Here is a 17,507-nt window from a genome sequence, read left to right as displayed (position 1 = left end):
GGAGATCATTTCGGATTCCTAGCGTGCCAGGAAGCCCCCTTTTGCTGAAGGAGTCGGTTCATGACATCCGCTATTTCGCGACGAGGCGCCTTGAAGTTGGGAGCCGCGCTCGGGATCGGCACGGCCGTCGGTCCAGTCCCCGCTGCCGCGGCGCAGAGCACGCCCCTCGCCACGCCCCGTGGCACACGTGCCGTGAGTATGGCGATGCACATCCATTCCGCCTTCAGTGAGGGAACGGCGAGCATGGATGCCCACCTCCAGCAGGCGACCGAGCACGGCGTCGACGTCATCTGGTGGACGGACCACGACTTCCGGATGCAGGCACACGGCTACCGCCAGGCCGTCCGCTTCGAGGGCCTCAGCGAGCCGGAGAACGGGCGCTCGTGGACGTGGAACAAGATTGTCGAAGGCAAGCCCGACCTGGCCGTGGGCACCTTCGTCAACGAACCGCATTCGCCGGACGAGCCCGGGAAGGCCATGCGCCTTCAGGCGCAGGCTCCGGAGCCCGCGTGGGGAGCCCTGCTCTACGAGGGCGTCGCCTGGAACAGCACGTACACCACCAGCCTGGCGGCCACCATTCTTGAGCTCGACGTCCTCGCCGAGAACCTCGGTCCGGACGCCGAACTGCTGGTCAGGGTGCTCTCCTCCTACCGGCCGGCCACGGCGGGGCGCCGGGCGGGGCGCTACACCCTTGAGTACCGCATCGGCCAGGCGGCGGGGCGGTGGACCGAGAACGGCGGCCTGCTCGGCGTCGTCGGCCTGGCGGTCACGGCCGGTACGTGGCAGCGGCTCCGCCTCGACCTGGAGTCCGACGTCGCCGCGCTGTGGCCCGACGTCGTCGCCGCCGACAGCGGCATCCACCGGCTGCGCGTCGGCATCCGATCGCGGAACGGGGCCCTCGCCTCGGGCGTGGTCGACCGGCTGCGCTTCCTGCGCACCCGCCGCGACGGTGACGAGTCGGTGGTGCTGCAGGACGAGATGATGCGCGAGTACGAGCGCCGTTACCCCGCCGTCCGCCAGTTCCACGGGACCGAGATCTCGCTGGTGCGCCACCTGAACGCCTTCGGCGGGAACTTCACCCTCCCCGACTACGGGGACGCACCGCCGAACAAGGTCACCAAGGTCGAAGCCGCCCTGGCCATGGTCGACTTCGTCCACGCGAACAAGGGCCTGGTGGCCTTCAACCACCCGCTCGAGGACGCCCCGTCAGGGCCGGAACTCGCCCGCCTGCTCATCGAGACGAACGCGCTCGGCGCCGACCTGATCGAGGTGGGCAGCAAGGAAGACTTCGGGGAGTCCGTCTTCGCGTACGACGCGGCGGCGCGCAACGCGGTGTTCGTGACCGCGACCGGCGTCAGCGACGATCACGGCGGCTCGGACTGGGTCAACCAGAAGCAGCGTTGGATCACCTCGGTGTGGGCCGACTCCACCGACGAGGCCGACCTGTTCGCGGGCCTGCGCGCCGGGCGTGCCTGGTTCTGGGATCCCCAACAGTGGCGCGGCCAGCTGGACATCCTGGTCCGCAGCACCGTCCCGATGGGCGGCGTGCTGGTGACACCGGCCGCCCAGGCACCGGTGACGATCTCGGTCACGCAGCTTCCCGACGCGGCAACGGTGCACCTCGTCACCGGCGAGGTCGACTTTGCCGGCCTGGCCGACCCCGCTCCCGCCACCACCTCTCGGCAGATCACCGTCGACCCGAATGAGGGACGGGCGCATCTGGTGCTTCCGACCCGGACCGGCTGTTACCTGCGGGTGGAGGTCAGGAACGCCGAGGGCGACGTGATCGGCTTCTCGAATCCGGTGTGGATCCTCAAGGACGAACCACGCCACGGCATCCCCGCCGAGCGTCGGGGCAGTTACGGCTGGGCCCGGTAGCGGTCCCCGCTCCCCGGGTGGCGCCGCCGTCACGAGCGGCGCCACCCCCGGGGCCTGCCGACGGCGGATCGCCGCCAGATGGGCGCGGTTTGCGGGCCCGGATGGTGAGCCCCGCGGCGACGAGGCCGAGGACGATGGTCGCCACGGCGCACAGGAGCAGTGCCTGCCGGGCTCCGACGGCGGTCGTCAGCGGGCCGCCGAGCATGGTGCCCAGCGGCACCGCCAGGACGGTGACGGCGCCGTTGGCCGCCAGGACCTGAGGGAGCGTGGTCGTGGTGGTGCTGCGCTGGAACAGCGCCATCGACGTGGACCGGTACGGAGCCCAGACCAGACCGGCGAGGGCGAAGGCCGGAAGCGACAGGCCGATCGGCGTGTTCAGGCCCAGCGGCAGCATGGCGGCGCCGAAGCCGATGACGATGCCGACCGTGGTGGGCCACAACGACCAGCGGTGCAGGTATCCGGTGGCGAGGCCGCCGACGAGGGCACCGACCCCGAACGCGGTGTAGTAGATCCCGAGCGTCGGTGCGGCGGCGTGCAGATCCTCGACGACATGGATCGGCATGGCGACGTAGAACGGCCCGAAGAGGAAGAAGAACCCGAAGGTCAGGGCCAGCAGGCCGAGCAGCGCCCGGTCGTGCCGGATGACGGCGAAGCCGGCGGTGCGCGAGAAACCATCGTCGGCCGGCCGTGTTCTGCCGGTGGCCGGAATCGCGAGGCGGTACGTGAGGGCCAGGACGGCGAAGCTGACCGCGTCGATGGCGATGACCCACACCGGGCCCGCCCAGCTGATGAGGATGGCCGCCAGTGGCGGCCCGGCGATGGTGGCGACCTGGCCGATGATCGAGAGCACCGCGTTGGCGGGCAGGTGGTGCCGCCGGGGGAGCAGTTCGGCGATCAGGGTGAAGCGCCCGGCGGAGCCCCACGAGTGCAGCAGCGACGACGCGGCGAGCAGCATCACGTACCACCCGATGCTGAGCACCCCGAACAGGTGGGCGGCGGGGATGGCCGCCAGTGCGGCGGCGCGCAGGATCGCGTCCCAGCCGGCGAGCTGGGCACCGTTTCGGCCGCTCAGCAGCCGGCCGAAGATCACGGTTCCGGCCGCGCTGGGCAGGGTGTAGGCCGCCACCGCGACCGCTACCCAGGTCCCGCGCTGCCCGTGCGGCGCGAGCTGGATCGCCAACCAGGTCACCGCGATTAATGACATGCCGTCGCCGAGGGCGGACACCGCCAGTCCGGGCAGGACGCGTCGCAGCAGGGGATGGCTGAGCACCGGCCAGTACGGCGAGGACCGGAGGAGCCGGGGCGGCACGGTGTCGGGCGGCATGTCGCTACCTGACCCGATGCAGGGCCCTCGTGCCAACGAAATCGGCCGTGGGCAGAAGGCCGTGTGCCCGGAGGCCGGCGCGGATCAGTCGGCCACCGGGAGCCGGTGCGCGCGGACGGTTGGCGGCGGCGTGAGGTCGGTCTGGTAGCTGGAAATGACGGCGACGTCGAGGTCTCCGGCTTCGACGAGGTGGATGCCGCGCTCGGAGGTGATCTCCACGATTGACAGCTCGGCGTCGGGATGCTGGTGCCGTAGGGCGGTCAATGCCGGGCGTTGTTGTGCCTCGGGGTGGCCGTCGCAGCCGGTGCCTGACCCGTCGATCGGACGGCGCCGGGGCGGATCCGGTTCCATAACGCGCGGATACGACCCAGAGGGTATGTCGCGACTCATCCATTGATTTCAATATGATGTTCGCAATCTCGAATCAGGTGCGCTCACGAGGCGTGCCAGTCCTGATGCGGAGGAACACATGGTTCGCTGGCGCACCCTCACCGGCCTGCTGGCCGCCGCGCTCGCCGCGGTGACCGCAGGCAGCCTCACTCTCGCGGCACCCGCCGCCGCGTCCGACGGCACCGTCTCGCCGTACGTCGTCGGCGGCACCCGGGCCGCCCAGGGCGAGTTCCCGTTCATGGTGCGGCTCTCGATGGGCTGCGGCGGCGCCCTGTACAGCCCGCGGCTGGTGCTCACCGCCGCGCACTGCGTCGGTGCCACGGGCACCAACACCAGCATCACCGCGACCCTCGGCGTGGTCGACCTCCAGTCACCCAGCCGGATCACCGTGAAGTCGAACTACGTCTACCGCGCCCCGGGATACAACGGCAACGGTAAGGACTGGGCCCTGATCCGACTGGCCACGCCGGTCACCGGGCTGAGCACGCTGAAGATCGCCAACACCACCGCGTACGACAACGGCACCTTCACGGTCGCCGGCTGGGGCGCTCCGTACGAGGGTGGCCCGCAGCAGCGGTACCTGCTCAAGGCGACCGTCCCATTCGTCAGCGACTCCACCTGCAACTCCTACTACGGCGGTCAGATCATCACCGCCGAGGAGATCTGCGCCGGCTATGCCAGCGGCGGCGTGGACACCTGTCAGGGCGACTCGGGCGGCCCGATGTTCCGCCGCGACGCCAGCAACGCCTGGATCCAGGTCGGCATCGTCAGCTGGGGCAACGGCTGCGCCCGGCCCAACTACCCGGGCGTCTACACCCAGGTGAGCTACTTCGCCTCGGCGATCGCCTCGGCCGCCGCGAGCCTCGGCGGTTGACCGTACGACCCGATCGGGCGGCCCGGCTGGTGACCAGCCGGGCCGCCGTCTTTCGGCGCGTTGAACCGGTCGGCAGGCGGCAGGGTGGCTATCCCGAGGCGCGTTGCCAGAGTGGGGAGATCTCTGCGTGCGCGAAGCGCCAGCCGGCCGGTGTCCGTACGGCGGCGTAACGGGCTCGGACGCCGGCTGTCCGGTGCGGCGCCTCGCCCTGGTGGAAGAAGTACACGAGCTGATGGGTGCTGACGCCGGCGCGGTCGCCGTCGAGGTCGACCACCACGTCGGTGTTGAGGTGCTGGGTCGACTCCTGCTCCGGGCTGGTTCGCCGCACGACGTCGACGATCTCGTCGACGCCGCGCAGGTCGCCGCGCGGGCTGCTGGTCTCGGCGTCCGGGGCGTAGACGGTCCGTAGGTCGTCGAAGCGCCGCTCGTCGAGTGCCCGCGCGAGCCGGGCGACCAGTTCGGCGATCTCGGCGCGGTCGGCCACAGATGACATCTCGTCCTCCTTATCGTTGGCGACACCAACGATAAGCCGAAACGTTGGCGCGGCCAACGTTTCCGTTACCATGGTCACCCGTGGAATCAGCGCCGAGTCGTCTCGCCACCAAGGCGAGCTGGTTGATCAGTCAGACCGCCGTACACGCCCGGCGGCTCGTTTCCGAGGCGTTCGCCACCTCCGCCGCGCGGGGTTACCACTACCGGGTGCTCGCGGCGTTACGGGAGTTCGGTCCGGCGAGCCAGGCGGAGTTGGGGCGGCGCGGCCGCATGGACCGCAGCGACGTCGTCGCGGCCGTGACGGAGCTGGCGAGGGAGGGCTTCGTCGAACGCAGCGCAGACCCGGCGGACCGGCGACGCAACACCGTCACGATCACCAGGGCGGGCATCCAACAGCTTCACCGGCTGGACCGCGCGCTCGACACGGCGCAGGACGAGCTTCTCGCCCCGCTGTCGGTCGCCGAACGGCGGACCCTGGTCGCGTTGCTCGGAAAGGTGCTCGAGCACCACGGCGGAGTCCCGAGCTCGAGGTCAGTTGAGGACCGACCTCCCGACAGGTCCTGACGTCGGGTGGCGACCGGGGGCAGCCGGCGGATGCCCGCCAGCCAGGTCGCAGGGATATCAGCCCATTTTGGCCAGCATCTCCTGCATCCGCTGGATCTCGATGCTCTGGTCGGCGTTGACCTCACGGGCGAACTGGTCGCTCGCCGGTTCGAGCCCACCGCCGGTCGCGTAGAGCTCCTCCACCATCGCCAACGCGCCCTGGTGGTGGCGGATCATGAAGGTGAGGAAGAGCCGGTCGAACTCCGCGCCGCGCGCCTGCTTGAGCTGGTCGAGCTGCTCGGCGGTGAGCATCCCCGGCATGAGCTTGTCGTGTCCGGCGTGGCCTCCGTTCGGCCCCGTGGTCGGCACGTTCCGCTCCGTAAGCCACCGCTGCATCCGCGCGATCTCGTCCTGCTGCGACACGTCGATCCGCTTGGCGAGCAGGGTCACGTCCGGGTTGGTGGTGCGTCCCCGCAGGAGGGCGGTCATCTCCAGGGCCTGTGCGTGGTGCGGGATCATCCCCTGGATGAAGAGGCTGTCCGCCGCGGTGAATCCCGGCGGCGAGACCTGCGACAGGTCGATCCCGGACAGCGACTTGCCCGGTTGGCCCGGTGCCCCCGGCTGCACCACGTGCGCGCTCGGCGGGCGGTACCCCGGATCATCGCCGTTCGCCCAGAGGGCGACACCCACCCCCGAGCCGACGACGACCGTGGCGATCACGGCGGAGATGACCACGCGGCGAGAGAGGTGCATGATTCACGTACCAATCCGGGGGTTGAGCTGCGCATAAGTGAAGGCCATGGTGCCTCATGTCGGTCGCCCTCACCAGATCACGAAACGGCTACCTGTACCGAGGGCCGATCATTGCGAGTGATGCTGGGAGGCGCCTTCCACGGCCGGGGGTGGGTCGAGGCATCGGAGCTGGGATGGCTGGTGTGCGCCTCCAGCGTGCCGTCGATGCACGACCGGTGAAGGGCACCTCGGCTCGAAGGCTTCGAGTCGAGGTGCCCTTCGGTCAGGGACCGGTCAGAGCGAGCCCGCCAGGTCCAGGATCGCCTGCTTCAGCTTCTGCTGGTCCGAAGCGGTCAGCTTGCCGGCGATCTCCTGCAGCTGGGACACCGCGGCGTCCCGCTGGCCGTTGGCGGAGAACCGCTCGGCCCGCTGGAGGAACATGTCGACCTGGGACTTCAGCGGGTGACCGAGGGCCTCGGCACGGACGAGCTGGTCGTAGTGCGCGCGGGCGACCGCGAAGCTCGGCGTCCAGCTGACCTTCGGCTGGCCCTGGGCGTTGAACTGGCCGAGCTGCACCTCGGAGGCCGCCTGGATCTCCGCCTTCGACAGGTGCTGGCTGGGGGTCAGCTTGAACGCGTCGAAGCCACGGGCGATCTCGTTGCCGTAGAGGTTGCCGTTGTACCAGTACGCCGACCAGAACCCACCGAGCACGAGCGAGTTCGGGTTGACCGGACCCCGGTCGAAGAACGCGATCTCGTGCGGGTTCTTCGAGTCGGTGAAGTCGAACACCGAGATGCCGCCCTGGTACCAGGCCTGCATCATGATGTCGCGACCCGGCACCGGGATCAGCGACCCGTTGTGCGCGACGCAGTTCTCCTGCAGCGTCTGCGGAACCGGCAGCTTGTAGTAGCTGGCGAACTTCATCTTCTTGTCGACGATGTCGAAGATGGCGTTGGCGCCCCACTCCGGCAGGTCGGTGTCGCGGCAGCGGGCGCCGCTACCGCCACCCCACTCGTCGGTGAAGATCACCTTGGTGCCGTCGTTGTTGAACGTCGCCGAGTGCCAGTACGCGAAGTTCGGGTCGGACACCTCATCGATCCGGCGGGGGTTCGCCGGGTCCGAGATGTCGATCAGGATGCCGTTGCCCTGGCAGGCGCCGGCGGCCAGCCCGATCTCCGGGTACGCGGTGATGTCGTGGCAGGCGTTGGTGTTCGGCGACGGCGACCAGGTGCTGCCGGACGGGTGCCGAGGCGTCTGCGGACCGTTCTGCAGGCCGTCGATCCGGCCCGTCTGCGGGTCCTGGAACAGCCGCGGCTGGTTCACGACGGCGGCCTGCTGAGGCGCCGCGAGCGGCACCTTGATGACGTCGATCCGCCACCGCGACGGGTTCTCACCGTCCGCGGCGTTGTTGTTGCAGCCCTCCATCGTCGTCGCCGGACGCACCGAGGCGGTGCCGGAGACGTAGATGTAGATGTTGTTGGGGTCCTTGGGGTCGGTCACCACGGTGTGCGTGTGCGAGCCGCGGCAGAGCTGGACGCCCGCGACCTGCACCGGGTTGCGCACGTCGCTGATGTCGAAGATCCGGACGCCCTGGAACCGGGTGCCGACGCTGGCGTTGGTGCCACAGTCGACCCGCCCGCGCGACTCCTCCACCGACATGAAGACCAGGTTGCCGTAGGCGGAGAGGTCGCCCTGCCCGCCGGGGCACACCACGCTGGTGACCACGGTCGGGTCGGTGGGCTTGGAGACGTCGATGATGTTGAATCCGTTGTAGTTGCCCGACAACGCGTACTTGCCGCTGAAGGCGAGGTCCGAGTTGTAGAACCCGCCGTTACCCGGGTTCGCCGGGTCGACGAAGCCCGCCGGCTTGTCGCGGTGCGCGACGTGCTCCAGGTTGCTGATCGCCGACTGCGCGTCGAGCCAGCCGGCGCCGAGGCCGACGCGCGGATCGGGCTCCGCAGCCGACGCCGTGCCGGGCACCGAGGCGGCCATGAGCAGCCCCGCGGCCATGAGGCCGAGCGCCTGCCGGCCTCTGCGTGATCTAGTAGTTGGTTGGTGTGTCATGTGCCGCCTTCCGATCGAAGGACCTGACGCGCGACGTCCAAATGCTGGGAGGACGCGTCGTGTGAGTAAGGACCGTACCGTCGATCAGTCGTTGGTCAAGGAGCCCGCGCGAGGTATGGGCATATTTGCGCCCACGACTTTGAGTCTTTACCTTCGCGTGATCCTGCAGGTCACGACAGGCGTAGGACCTGCCGGTCCAATATTTCGCCACTCGTCGGATGATCGGCCGTAAAGGGCACCGTAGCGTCGATGCAATTCACCTCGCACGGGTCTGGTTACTGAACGTGAACGCCGGGCGAGCGCCGCGGATAGGCGTGGCGGGCCGCCCGGTGGCGGTGGTGGATCGGCGCTCCGTGCTGTCTTTTCCAACCCCCGAAAGGAGCAACGGTGCCTCTGCATTGGCGTCCGTCCCGTGGTCGTCGCAACGCCGCGTTGTTGCTGTCCACGACCCTGGTCGCGGCTACGACGTCGTTGACCGCGGGACCGGCTTGGGCTGAGCCCGATGGGCCTGGTCCGAAGAATCCGATCTTCCTGACCGGCCCGAACGAAGGCGCGGCGAAGGACATCGCCATGTCCTATCTGCGGGCTCATCCCGGCGACTTCGGTGTCGCCGCCGGAGACCTGTCCGACCTCGCGGTGGCGTCCAGCTCCACCAGCCCCCACAACGGGGTCACCCACGTCAACCTGGCCCAGCGGCACAAGGACCTCGACGTGTTCGGGGCCGTGACGACGGTGAGCATCGCCCGGGACGGCAGTGTCATCTTCGTCGGTGGCGCCGGCACTCTGGTGTCCGGCCTGTCGGAAAAGGCCTCCGGCGCCCCCTCCCTGGACGCGGTCGAGGCCGTGCAGGCCGCCGCCGACGGCCTCGATCTGGCCGACCCGGCCAACCCGAAGGTGATGAGCCGCAGCGATGGCGCGGCCAAGCGCACCGTCGTGTCCGGCAGCGGCATCTCCGACCAGCCCATCCCAGCCAAGCTCGGCTGGCAGCCGACCGACGACGGGCTGCGCCTGGCCTGGCAACTCGTCATCGACGACTCCTCCGACACCCACCTGTGGAACGCCAGCGTCGACGCCCAGACCGGCAAACTGCTCAACGCCGACGACTGGACCACCCACGAGAACACCGCGGAGATCGCCAGCAACCTGGGCCGCACCGCGACGTCGGCGCCGCCGCTCAGCGCCGCGAACCCCAGCTCGCCGAACCCCGTCCAGGACGGGTCGAGCTACCGGGTGTTCAACGCCCCGAAGGAGAGCCCGAACGACGGCCCGCGGACCCTGGTGACCAACCCGGCGGACGCGGACGCATCCCCGCACGGCTGGCACGACACCAACGGCGCCGCTGGCGCCGAGCACACCACCACCCAGGGCAACAACGTCCACGCCTACCAGGACCAGGACAACAACAACGCGCCGGACGTCGGCAGCAGCCCGGACGGCGGGGCGAACCTGACCTTCGACTTCCCGATGGACCTGGGCGAGCACGCGCAGAACTACCGGGACGCGGCCACCGCCAACCTCTTCTACTGGAACAACATCGTCCACGACATCTCCCACCGCTACGGCTTCGACGAGGCGGCGGGGAACTTCCAGGCCAACAACTACGGCCGGGGCGGCACCGGCGGCGACTACGTCCGCGCCGAGGCGGCCGACGGCGGCGGCACCAACAACGCCAACTTCTCCACCCCGGGCATGGACGGCGGCACCCCCCGGATGCAGATGTACCTGTGGCCGGGCACCCAGTTCGGCAGCCCCAACCAGGTCGTCGTGGACGGCGTGGGCTCGTTCGACGCGTCGTGGTCGCGGTTCACGCCGGCACCCACCAAGGCCGGCCTGGCCGGGCACCAGCTCGTCTACGCCGGCACCGGCTGCACCGCCGCGGCGTACCCCGCCACGCTGCCCTCCGGCGGCTGGATCAGCGTGGTCGACGGCGGCACCACCGCCTGCACCTACCTCCAGCGCGCCCAGGTCGCCCAGGCCGCCGGAGCCAAGGCGCTCGTCGTCGCCCACAACGCGACGGGTACCGCGCCGGTGCTCACCGGCGCCATGACGACCGCGCCCGTCACCATCCCGGCGGTCGCCGTGACCCAGGCCGACGGCGCCACCATCAAGGCCGCCATCGCCGCCGGCACCGCCACCGGTTCGGTGCGTATGCACCCGAACCACCCGGGCATCCGGGACGGCGACCTCGACGCCGGTGTCATCATCCACGAGTACACCCACGGCATCTCCAACCGGCTCACCGGTGGCCCGACCGTCAACTGCCTCAGCGGCAACGAGCAGATGGGCGAGGGCTGGAGCGACTACGTCGCGCTCACCATGCTGCTCGACCCGAAGTTCGACACGGCCGACGGGCAGCGCGGCATGGGCCCGTACGTGCTGTTCCAGGACGACCGGCACGGCGGCGGCATCCGGCCGCGGCCGTACTCACGGAACATGGACATCCAGCCGTTCACCTACGACAGCATCAAGACCGGCGGCTGGCTCAACGGCACCTCCCTCGCCGCGCCGCACGGCATCGGCCACGGCTGGACCTCCGTCCTGTGGGACATGACCTGGAACCTGATCGACCGCCACGGCTTCAACCCGAACATCTACGACGGGTGGAACACCGGCGGTAACAACCTGGCGCTGCAGCTGGTCATCGACGGGCTGAAGCTCCAGGGCTGCGGCCCGGGCTTCGTGACCGGCCGTAACGCGATCATCGCCGCCGACGCCGCCCTCACCGGCGGGGAGAACGCCTGCATCCTCTGGGGCTCCTTCGCCCGCCGTGGCCTCGGCTACAGCGCGGTGCAGGGCACCACCGCCCGGGACGACAACACCGAGGCGTTCGACACCCACCCGTCCTGCCGCGGTGACTTCGTCGGCCGCTCGGCGCAGCCGGCGCTGAACACCGTCGTCGCCGGTGACGCGGCACCGATGAAGTTCAAGCTCGCCGCCGACCGGGGCCTAAACATCCTCGCCAGCGGCTCGCCGTACTCGCGGCTGGTCGACTGCGACACCCTCAAGACCGTCAACCCGAGCGGGGCGACCACCCCGCGGCCGACCCCGGTCGCGGCCCGCAACCCCGGCGGATCCTCGCTGTCGGTCAGCACGCCCGGTCAGTACAACTACCCGTGGAAGACCGACCCCTCCTGGGCCGGCACCTGCCGCGAGTTCGTCCTGACCCTCGACAACGGATTCCAGTACCGCGCCTACTTCAAGTTCACCAGCTAGCCGGTAACACCCCCTGAAACCGGAGGGAGCGTTCCGATCGGAACGCTCCCTCCGGCCGTTGCAGGCCGACCCTCAGTGCTGAGGGGCGTGGGTCACCACGCCGCGCCCCGTCTCCAGCGAGGCGAGCAGCATCGGGAGCGACCGGTGCAGCTCCCGCTGCCAGTACGGCCAGCTGTGGCTGCCGGGACCGTAGAAGTCGGTCGTGACGGACACACCCTGCTCGCGCAGTTGCTCGACGAAGTCGACGTTCTCCTGGTGGATCAGCGCCTCCAGGCCGTCGGTCCGCCCGGGCGCGTCGAACGGCCCGCCCGCGGTGCCGTCGCCGGTGGCCACGAAGAGCGCCGTGTGCCGCAGCCGCTTGGCGAGGTAGTACGGGTCGTGGTCCTGCCAGATGTCCCGCTGCGCCACCGGGTCGCCCCACAGCGCGTACGGGTCCAGCCCGGTGCGCGCGAAGAACGGCAGCCAGGACGACACGTCGCGCAACGGGTGCACGACGCCGCTGAAGGACGCCGCCGCCCGGAACATGCCCGGGTTGCGGGCGGCGTAGGACATCGCCCCGAAGCCGCCCATCGACAGGCCCGCCACCACCCGCTTCGGGCCCGCCCCGTAGCCGCGCTCGATGATCTGGCGCACCTCGCTCAGGTGGAACGTCTCCCACGCCGGGGCGCCGCCGCGGCCACCGTTCCACCAGTCGCTGTACCAGCCGGCGGCACCGGCTTCCGGCATGACGACCAGGACGTCCCTGAGCTCGGGGATGCTGGCGACGTCGGTGGAGCGGGTCCAGCTGACGTACGAGTCGCAGCAGCCGTGCAAGAGGTAGAGCACGGGCCAGTGGTCCCCACGTGCCCGTTGCTCCCAGCCGTCCGGCGTCAGCAGGCGCACGGTGGCGGCCCGGCCGAGCGCCGGCGACTGGATCGTGAGATCGACCAGGCGCGGGCCGACGATCGTCTCCTGCGCCACGTACGCGCCGTCGGAGGGCTGGGCGGGGGCGGCGACGCCGGGTGTCGCTGCCGCGACCGCCGGGTTTGCCGGCACGGACAGCCCGGCGAACGCGAGCCCGACCGCGACGGCGATGCCGAGAGCCGATGATCTCTTCATTGCTTGTCCTCCTGACCGTGACAGGTCCGCGAACGTTCCTGGTCGATGCGGACCGATCCTGATCGTTGCCTGTCGATGGCGTGGGGCGAAGGAGTTCACCGCGGACGAGCGGTCAGGGAGCAGGCGCGAGCGGTGACCGGCCGGTCTCGCGCGACGAGTGGCCCTGGAGAACCGGGGGAGACCCGCTCGGGCGACCCCGGAACGGGTGATCGCCGGGCGCCTTGGTCAGCCGCGAGCGGGTCGGCCGGGAGCCGGCTGTTCGGCCGGAATGGCCACCTGGGCCACCAGTTTCTTGGGGGCCAGCAGGCAGTAGCTCTCGGTGAGCAACTCGCCGACCTCGTCCCAGTCGGTCGCCTCCTCGACGACCATGCCGAGGACGTCGGCGCCCCAGTCGGGCTTGAAGAACGGGTCGCCGTGGGCGACGAGGGCGTGCACCTCGTCGACCGGCGACCGGAAGGTCAGGACGCAGACGGGCTCGTCGGTGCCAGCCGCTCGGGCGTAGGCCATCTGGTGGTCGGGGTCGACGGTGAGCACGTGGGCGAACGTGCGCTGGCGGATGCGCCAGCGCACTCCCACCCAGGCCGGCTCCTCGTAGGCCTCCGGCAGCGCGAGACAGATGGGCCGCAGCCGGTCGAGGAGTTCGGACGGTACGTCTCCAGGGCTGGTCACGGGAGAAACGGTAACGGCGCCCTCCGACACTTCCCGCCGCAGCCAAAGGGCGTCGCTAGCCCGTCGTCGGGCGATTGCCCAGCTCGGCGAGCAGCCGCTTGGGTGCGGTCGCCCGGTACGCCTCCTCGCAGGCCTCCGCCACCTCGGCCCAGTCCACGTCCTGGTCCAGCCGCACCCCGATCCAGCCGCGGTGCCCCACATAGGGCGGCCGGAAGTAGACCTGCGGGTTGGCGGCCATGAGTTCCTGTTGGGCGCCGGGCGGCGCGGCGCACCACAGGTGGGGGAAGACGTTGTGGTGATGCCCGTTCGCCCACAGCATCACGAAGGACGTCTTGTCGCGGATGAACCAGGTCGGCGCGCCGTGGCTGGGGCGCTCGGTCACGCTCGGGAAGGCCGCGCAGATCCGGCGGATCTCATCGAGCAGGCTTTCCTCGTCGATGGCCACGGTGCCTCCGGAGCGGTCGGATCGGGTGGCTCCAGCTTACGAGAGCACGGCCGGGCGGCGGGGGAGGCGGGACCTGGTGGTGCGTCGGCGGTGCGGGCTCGCGGATGCGGGGAGCTGCCCGGCTGAGGCGGGGCTCAGTGCAGGAGTTCGCTTGGCGCGGAGCTGTCCACCGGCCCCCAACGCCGTGATCCGCCCGTCCGGCTGTAGCCGCAGGGCTCCGGCGCTGAGGAGAGTGTTGAGGCCCCAGTCCACGCCGACCGCCACGGTGTGGCCGGTGCGCGCGGCTTTCGGCACGGCGTGCGTGTATGCAACATCGGCGCGCACCTGCCCGCCGGTTATCCGGAGGGTGGGCAGGTGCAGCACCGCCGAGGCGGGAACCGTGGACGGCAACGCGATCCGGCACTCGACCCACGTCCAGTCCCGATACGTCCGCGGATCCCAGTCGTGAGGGCAGCTGCAGCCGCAGCAGCGCTTTCGCCGGGTCAGTGTCGTTGCGCTCGATGGTGGCCTGCTGCCGACTCACCTGCTATGCGTGTCCAGCTAAGGTTGGCGCCATGATCCTCCGCCATGTGACCGTCGACTGTGCCGAGCCGTATGACCTCGCGACGTTTTGGAGCGACGTCACCGGGTGGCCGGTGTCGGACCTGGACGAGCCGGGTGACGCCGAGGTCCTCATCGAGGCGCCCTCGCCCGTGCCCGGCATCCTGTTCATCCGGGTGCCCGAGGGCAAGACAGTGAAGAATCGGATTCACTTCGACTGGATGCCGACGGAGCGGGCTCGCGACGAGGAGGTGGAGCGCGTCGTCGCCCTCGGGGCGAAGATCTACGAGGACCACCGCACCGCTGATGGGCGCGGCTGGGTCACTCTGCTCGACCCTGAGGGCAACGAGTTCTGCATCGAACGGGGCGAGGCCGAGCGCGGCACCTAGGTGAACGTCCGCACCATGCCGAATGCCGAACGCCCTCCGGCGGCGGCACATCGGGAACTTTCGCCGGAACATTCAACCGGCAGCTTTCTCGGGCCAGGTCACGGCCTCTCCGCCCACCGTTTCCCGTTGCCTGGCATCCGCCACCTCAGTCATGACGCGGGACGGTAGTAGCCGCACGGCCACTACCGCGCTGACGGCGAGAACGACGATGACCAGCCAGACCGTCAGGGTGAGGGGTAGCTGTTGCCCGGCCATGCTGCCGATCGCGCCGCCGGCCACCGTCGCGGCCATCTCCGCCGCGGAGAACGCCGAACTGACCCGGCCGAGTTGCCGGTCTGGTGTCTGCCGCTGCACCTGCACCTGAGCCAGCATCAGCAGCGAACCACCGGGCACACCGGCCAGCGCGATGAACACCACCGCGGCGGCGAGGTGGGGGATGAGGAATAGCCCGGCGAAGCAGCCGGCGATCGCCAGCAGGCAGCCGGCGACAGCTGCCCGTAGCCGCCCGCTGCGGGACAGGACGTTCCCGGCGTACGCACTGGCCAGGAAGCCCGCACCCAGCGCGGCCATGAGGACGCCGACATCACCGGCGTCGCCGCCGAGCACGCTGATGACGTACGGCACGAGGAGCACGTTCAGAGCGGCGTTGGCCAGCAGGAACAGGCTGGAGACGACCAGCGTCGCGCATAGTACGGGGTGTCCGAGGAGAAAGGCCAGACCGTCCCGGACCTGGCCCCGGAACGTGACCAGCCAGGACGAGACCGCCCTCTGCTCGTGGTCTCGCTCGTCCGCCCGCAGGCGACCCATGCCGAAGATCAACACGGCGGAGACCAGGTACGTCGCGGAGTCGATCAGCACCAGCCCGTCGAAGCCCACGATCGCGTAGAGCGCGCCGCCGACAGGTGCCCCGGCGAGGCGGACGATCCCGCCCGCGACGGTATTCCAGGCGTTCGCTGCCTCGAGGTCCCGGCCCCGGCCCACGATGGTGGGGACGACGGCCCGGGCTGCGGGCTGGAAGAAGTGCCCGACGGCGCTCTCGCCGAACATCGCCGCGTAGAGCAGCCAGAGCATGCCGGGATCGTCGACCAGGAGCAGCGCCAGGACGATGACCATGCGCAGCAGGTCCGCGCCGACCATGACGAGGCGGCGGTCCCACCGGTCGACCAGCACCCCGGCCAGCGGGGCGAAGGCGACCGCGGGGAGTGTCTGGGCAACGAAGGCCAGGCCGCTGCTCATCGTCGAGCCGGTCATCGTGTACACGTAGACCGGCACCGCGACGATCATCAGCCAGTTGCCCAGGTTGGACAGCAGAGTGCTGCACCACAGCAGGCCGAACCGACGATTCCTGGCAACGATCATCCGGCCTCGCTCCTCACCCCTCGTGCCACGGCGCGCTCGCTCGATCACACCACCCCGACCGGGCGCTGGTGGGCCCCGGTGATGTCGGTGCCGGCGAGGTGGGGCGTGGAACCGGTGACGAACAGCCTGTATCCGTCGTGGTAGCCGACGTAGGAGCCGCGCTGGTAGTAGGGGACGCGCGCAGCGTGAGCCGCGTGCCGGCGGCGACCTGGACCTGAATCGCGTCGGCCAGTTCGACGGAGTCGGACGCGGCGAGCACCCGCCCGGTGTCGTCGGTCAGCTGCAGGTCGAAGTCGTCGACGAGCGCGCTGCCACGGGCCGCGCCGGCCGGGTAGTTCAGGTGGTTGCCCGCCGCGCTGCTCACGTAACCCGACAGCGTCGTCAGGTCGTAGCGCATCCACAGCGGCACGATGTTGATGGTGACCCATTGGGGGACACCGGATCCGGCGACGGACGACATCGCCCCTGCCCACCGCAGTGATGAGCAGAGGCATCGGCTTGCCCAGGCCGGACCAGGAACCCCGAGCGCGAGGGAACCCGCCCCCGTATCACCGGACCCGCGGGCACGATCCGCGCCCGCCGGATACGGAGCGAACGCGGGAGACCAGTGTGCCCATCACCGTTCGGGGCACACGGCTGAGCACATGCAACTCATGCTCAGTCCATAGGAACGGTCAGTTGCCGAAGCGACGCCACGCGTCGTCGGCCACGGCGTTGACACTGTCGCCTGCGGTGACGAGGTCGGTGGCGGTGAACTGTTCCGCTTCGCCCGCGCGCCAGCGGACGGTCCGATACGCGAGATCGGCGTATTCGGGGAGCAGTTGCGCGAGGTAATTGCCCGCCGCGGCCTTCGAGATGATGTCACCGTGGGCGAGCGTGTAGTGCAAGCGCGCGGGGCCGAGCACGAACCAGGCGACGATCCCGGCGTCCACGACCGCGTCGGGGGCCACGCCGGCCAGCTCCGCCGGGAACGCCGCGACGATCGACTGCCAGTACTCACGCAGGTTGTCCAGGTTGTAGCGACGCAACTGCTCCGGATCGACCCGAACCCCCAACTCGTCGACGGTCGGGCCGCGAACCGGGATGCCGTACCGCTGCAGCGTCAGCCACAGCACCGGCGTGAGCTCCCCGCAGGGCTTGCCGGTCTTGAACTCGCCGTTGACGACAAACGGCACCGCCCGCCGGTCGGCCGGCCAGGACTGCGCCAGCGCGGGCTCCAGGTAGACCCCGTCGAAATGGGGTGACCGAGGCATGTCGGCGTGGATCGCCGCGAGCTGGGCGAGGTCGTCGCCGCCGGCCGGCTGGGAGGTCATGATCACCGCGTCGACGTCACTGGTACCCGACTGCCAAGCACCAAGCGCGGCGGAGCCGACGACGTACAGGCCCCGGACGTAGCCGGGCATTGCCCGGTCGACCGCCTGAAGGTACCTCTGCGTCAGCTCCTCGATCACACAAGCGACCGTAGCGGTGCCGCAGCGGTCAGTGGTACTGGCACCA

The 17,507-nt window shown here is 70.1% G+C and carries 16 protein-coding genes; 5 read left to right on the top strand and 11 right to left on the bottom strand.

Going from position 1 to position 17,507, the window contains the following annotated elements:
* The first annotated feature begins 243 nt into the window (after positions 1 to 243).
* Positions 244 to 1,878 (top strand): hypothetical protein, encoded by a 1,635-nt coding sequence (locus ACFYM6_RS16435; RefSeq protein ID WP_387276211.1) that lies wholly within the window; start codon positions 244 to 246, stop codon positions 1,876 to 1,878.
* Here ACFYM6_RS16435 and ACFYM6_RS16430 read toward each other — a convergent pair.
* Together ACFYM6_RS16430 and ACFYM6_RS16425 are read right to left on the bottom strand one after the other, a co-directional pair.
* Entirely contained in the window at positions 1,814 to 3,202 is a 1,389-nt protein-coding gene (locus ACFYM6_RS16430; protein WP_387276209.1) for an MFS transporter, read from the bottom strand. The two genes, ACFYM6_RS16435 and ACFYM6_RS16430, sit on opposite strands and share 65 nt — an antisense overlap.
* An 84-nt stretch (positions 3,203 to 3,286) precedes the next feature.
* Positions 3,287 to 3,553, bottom strand: a complete 267-nt coding sequence (locus tag ACFYM6_RS16425) for a LysR substrate-binding domain-containing protein (RefSeq protein ID WP_387276207.1) — start codon at positions 3,551 to 3,553, stop codon at positions 3,287 to 3,289.
* Between the two features lie 118 nt (positions 3,554 to 3,671).
* Between ACFYM6_RS16425 and ACFYM6_RS16420 the strand changes: the two genes are divergently transcribed.
* Positions 3,672 to 4,466 carry a S1 family peptidase gene (locus ACFYM6_RS16420; RefSeq protein ID WP_387276205.1) on the top strand — a complete coding sequence of 265 codons (795 nt, stop codon included), beginning with the start codon at positions 3,672 to 3,674 and terminating at the stop codon, positions 4,464 to 4,466.
* An 88-nt stretch (positions 4,467 to 4,554) separates the two neighbouring features.
* On the opposite strand, the gene ACFYM6_RS16415 is transcribed toward ACFYM6_RS16420, so the two are convergent.
* A complete protein-coding gene (locus ACFYM6_RS16415; protein WP_387276203.1) occupies positions 4,555 to 4,959 on the bottom strand; it encodes a nuclear transport factor 2 family protein in 405 nt (134 codons plus the stop codon).
* Between the two features lie 80 nt (positions 4,960 to 5,039).
* On the opposite strand from ACFYM6_RS16415, the gene ACFYM6_RS16410 reads away from it, so the two are divergent.
* Positions 5,040 to 5,522 (top strand): MarR family winged helix-turn-helix transcriptional regulator, encoded by a 483-nt coding sequence (locus tag ACFYM6_RS16410; RefSeq protein WP_387276201.1) that lies wholly within the window; start codon positions 5,040 to 5,042, stop codon positions 5,520 to 5,522.
* Between the two features lie 57 nt (positions 5,523 to 5,579).
* On the opposite strand, the gene ACFYM6_RS16405 is transcribed toward ACFYM6_RS16410, so the two are convergent.
* Positions 5,580 to 6,254, bottom strand: a complete 675-nt coding sequence (locus ACFYM6_RS16405; RefSeq protein WP_387276199.1) for a DUF305 domain-containing protein — start codon at positions 6,252 to 6,254, stop codon at positions 5,580 to 5,582.
* A gap of 273 nt (positions 6,255 to 6,527) precedes the next feature.
* Positions 6,528 to 8,243, bottom strand: a complete 1,716-nt coding sequence (locus tag ACFYM6_RS16400) for an LVIVD repeat-containing protein (protein ID WP_387276197.1) — start codon at positions 8,241 to 8,243, stop codon at positions 6,528 to 6,530.
* A 624-nt stretch (positions 8,244 to 8,867) separates the two neighbouring features.
* Here ACFYM6_RS16400 and ACFYM6_RS16395 point away from each other — a divergent pair.
* Complete coding sequence (locus ACFYM6_RS16395; protein WP_387276195.1) at positions 8,868 to 11,510, top strand: M36 family metallopeptidase; 2,643 nt, start codon at positions 8,868 to 8,870, stop codon at positions 11,508 to 11,510.
* 72 nt (positions 11,511 to 11,582) lie between these two features.
* Here ACFYM6_RS16395 and ACFYM6_RS16390 read toward each other — a convergent pair whose 3' ends face one another.
* The 3 genes from ACFYM6_RS16390 to ACFYM6_RS16380 all read right to left on the bottom strand — a co-directional run bounded on the left by ACFYM6_RS16390 (position 11,583) and on the right by ACFYM6_RS16380 (position 13,722).
* Positions 11,583 to 12,608 (bottom strand): alpha/beta hydrolase, encoded by a 1,026-nt coding sequence (locus ACFYM6_RS16390; protein ID WP_387276193.1) that lies wholly within the window; start codon positions 12,606 to 12,608, stop codon positions 11,583 to 11,585.
* Between the two features lie 225 nt (positions 12,609 to 12,833).
* Entirely contained in the window at positions 12,834 to 13,277 is a 444-nt protein-coding gene (locus ACFYM6_RS16385) for an MmcQ/YjbR family DNA-binding protein (protein ID WP_387276191.1), read from the bottom strand.
* Positions 13,278 to 13,332: 55 nt separating this feature from the next.
* Positions 13,333 to 13,722: an MmcQ/YjbR family DNA-binding protein gene (locus ACFYM6_RS16380; protein ID WP_387276189.1), complete on the bottom strand. Its 390-nt coding sequence runs from the start codon at positions 13,720 to 13,722 to the stop codon at positions 13,333 to 13,335.
* A gap of 554 nt (positions 13,723 to 14,276) precedes the next feature.
* Here ACFYM6_RS16380 and ACFYM6_RS16375 point away from each other — a divergent pair.
* Positions 14,277 to 14,651, top strand: a complete 375-nt coding sequence (locus tag ACFYM6_RS16375; RefSeq protein WP_387276187.1) for a VOC family protein — start codon at positions 14,277 to 14,279, stop codon at positions 14,649 to 14,651.
* Positions 14,652 to 14,723: 72 nt separating this feature from the next.
* Here ACFYM6_RS16375 and ACFYM6_RS16370 read toward each other — a convergent pair whose 3' ends face one another.
* The 3 genes from ACFYM6_RS16370 to ACFYM6_RS16360 all read right to left on the bottom strand — a co-directional run bounded on the left by ACFYM6_RS16370 (position 14,724) and on the right by ACFYM6_RS16360 (position 17,461).
* Positions 14,724 to 16,010 (bottom strand): MFS transporter, encoded by a 1,287-nt coding sequence (locus ACFYM6_RS16370; protein WP_387276185.1) that lies wholly within the window; start codon positions 16,008 to 16,010, stop codon positions 14,724 to 14,726.
* Positions 16,011 to 16,023: 13 nt separating this feature from the next.
* Positions 16,024 to 16,470 (bottom strand): hypothetical protein, encoded by a 447-nt coding sequence (locus tag ACFYM6_RS16365; RefSeq protein ID WP_387276183.1) that lies wholly within the window; start codon positions 16,468 to 16,470, stop codon positions 16,024 to 16,026.
* Between the two features lie 214 nt (positions 16,471 to 16,684).
* Complete coding sequence (locus tag ACFYM6_RS16360; RefSeq protein ID WP_387276181.1) at positions 16,685 to 17,461, bottom strand: aminoglycoside adenylyltransferase domain-containing protein; 777 nt, start codon at positions 17,459 to 17,461, stop codon at positions 16,685 to 16,687.
* Positions 17,462 to 17,507: the final 46 nt, after the last annotated feature.

It is taken from the genome of Micromonospora sp. NPDC006431, assembly GCF_042870725.1.
Taxonomy (GTDB): domain Bacteria; phylum Actinomycetota; class Actinomycetes; order Mycobacteriales; family Micromonosporaceae; genus Micromonospora.
This window is presented reverse-complemented; position numbering and strand designations above follow the sequence as displayed.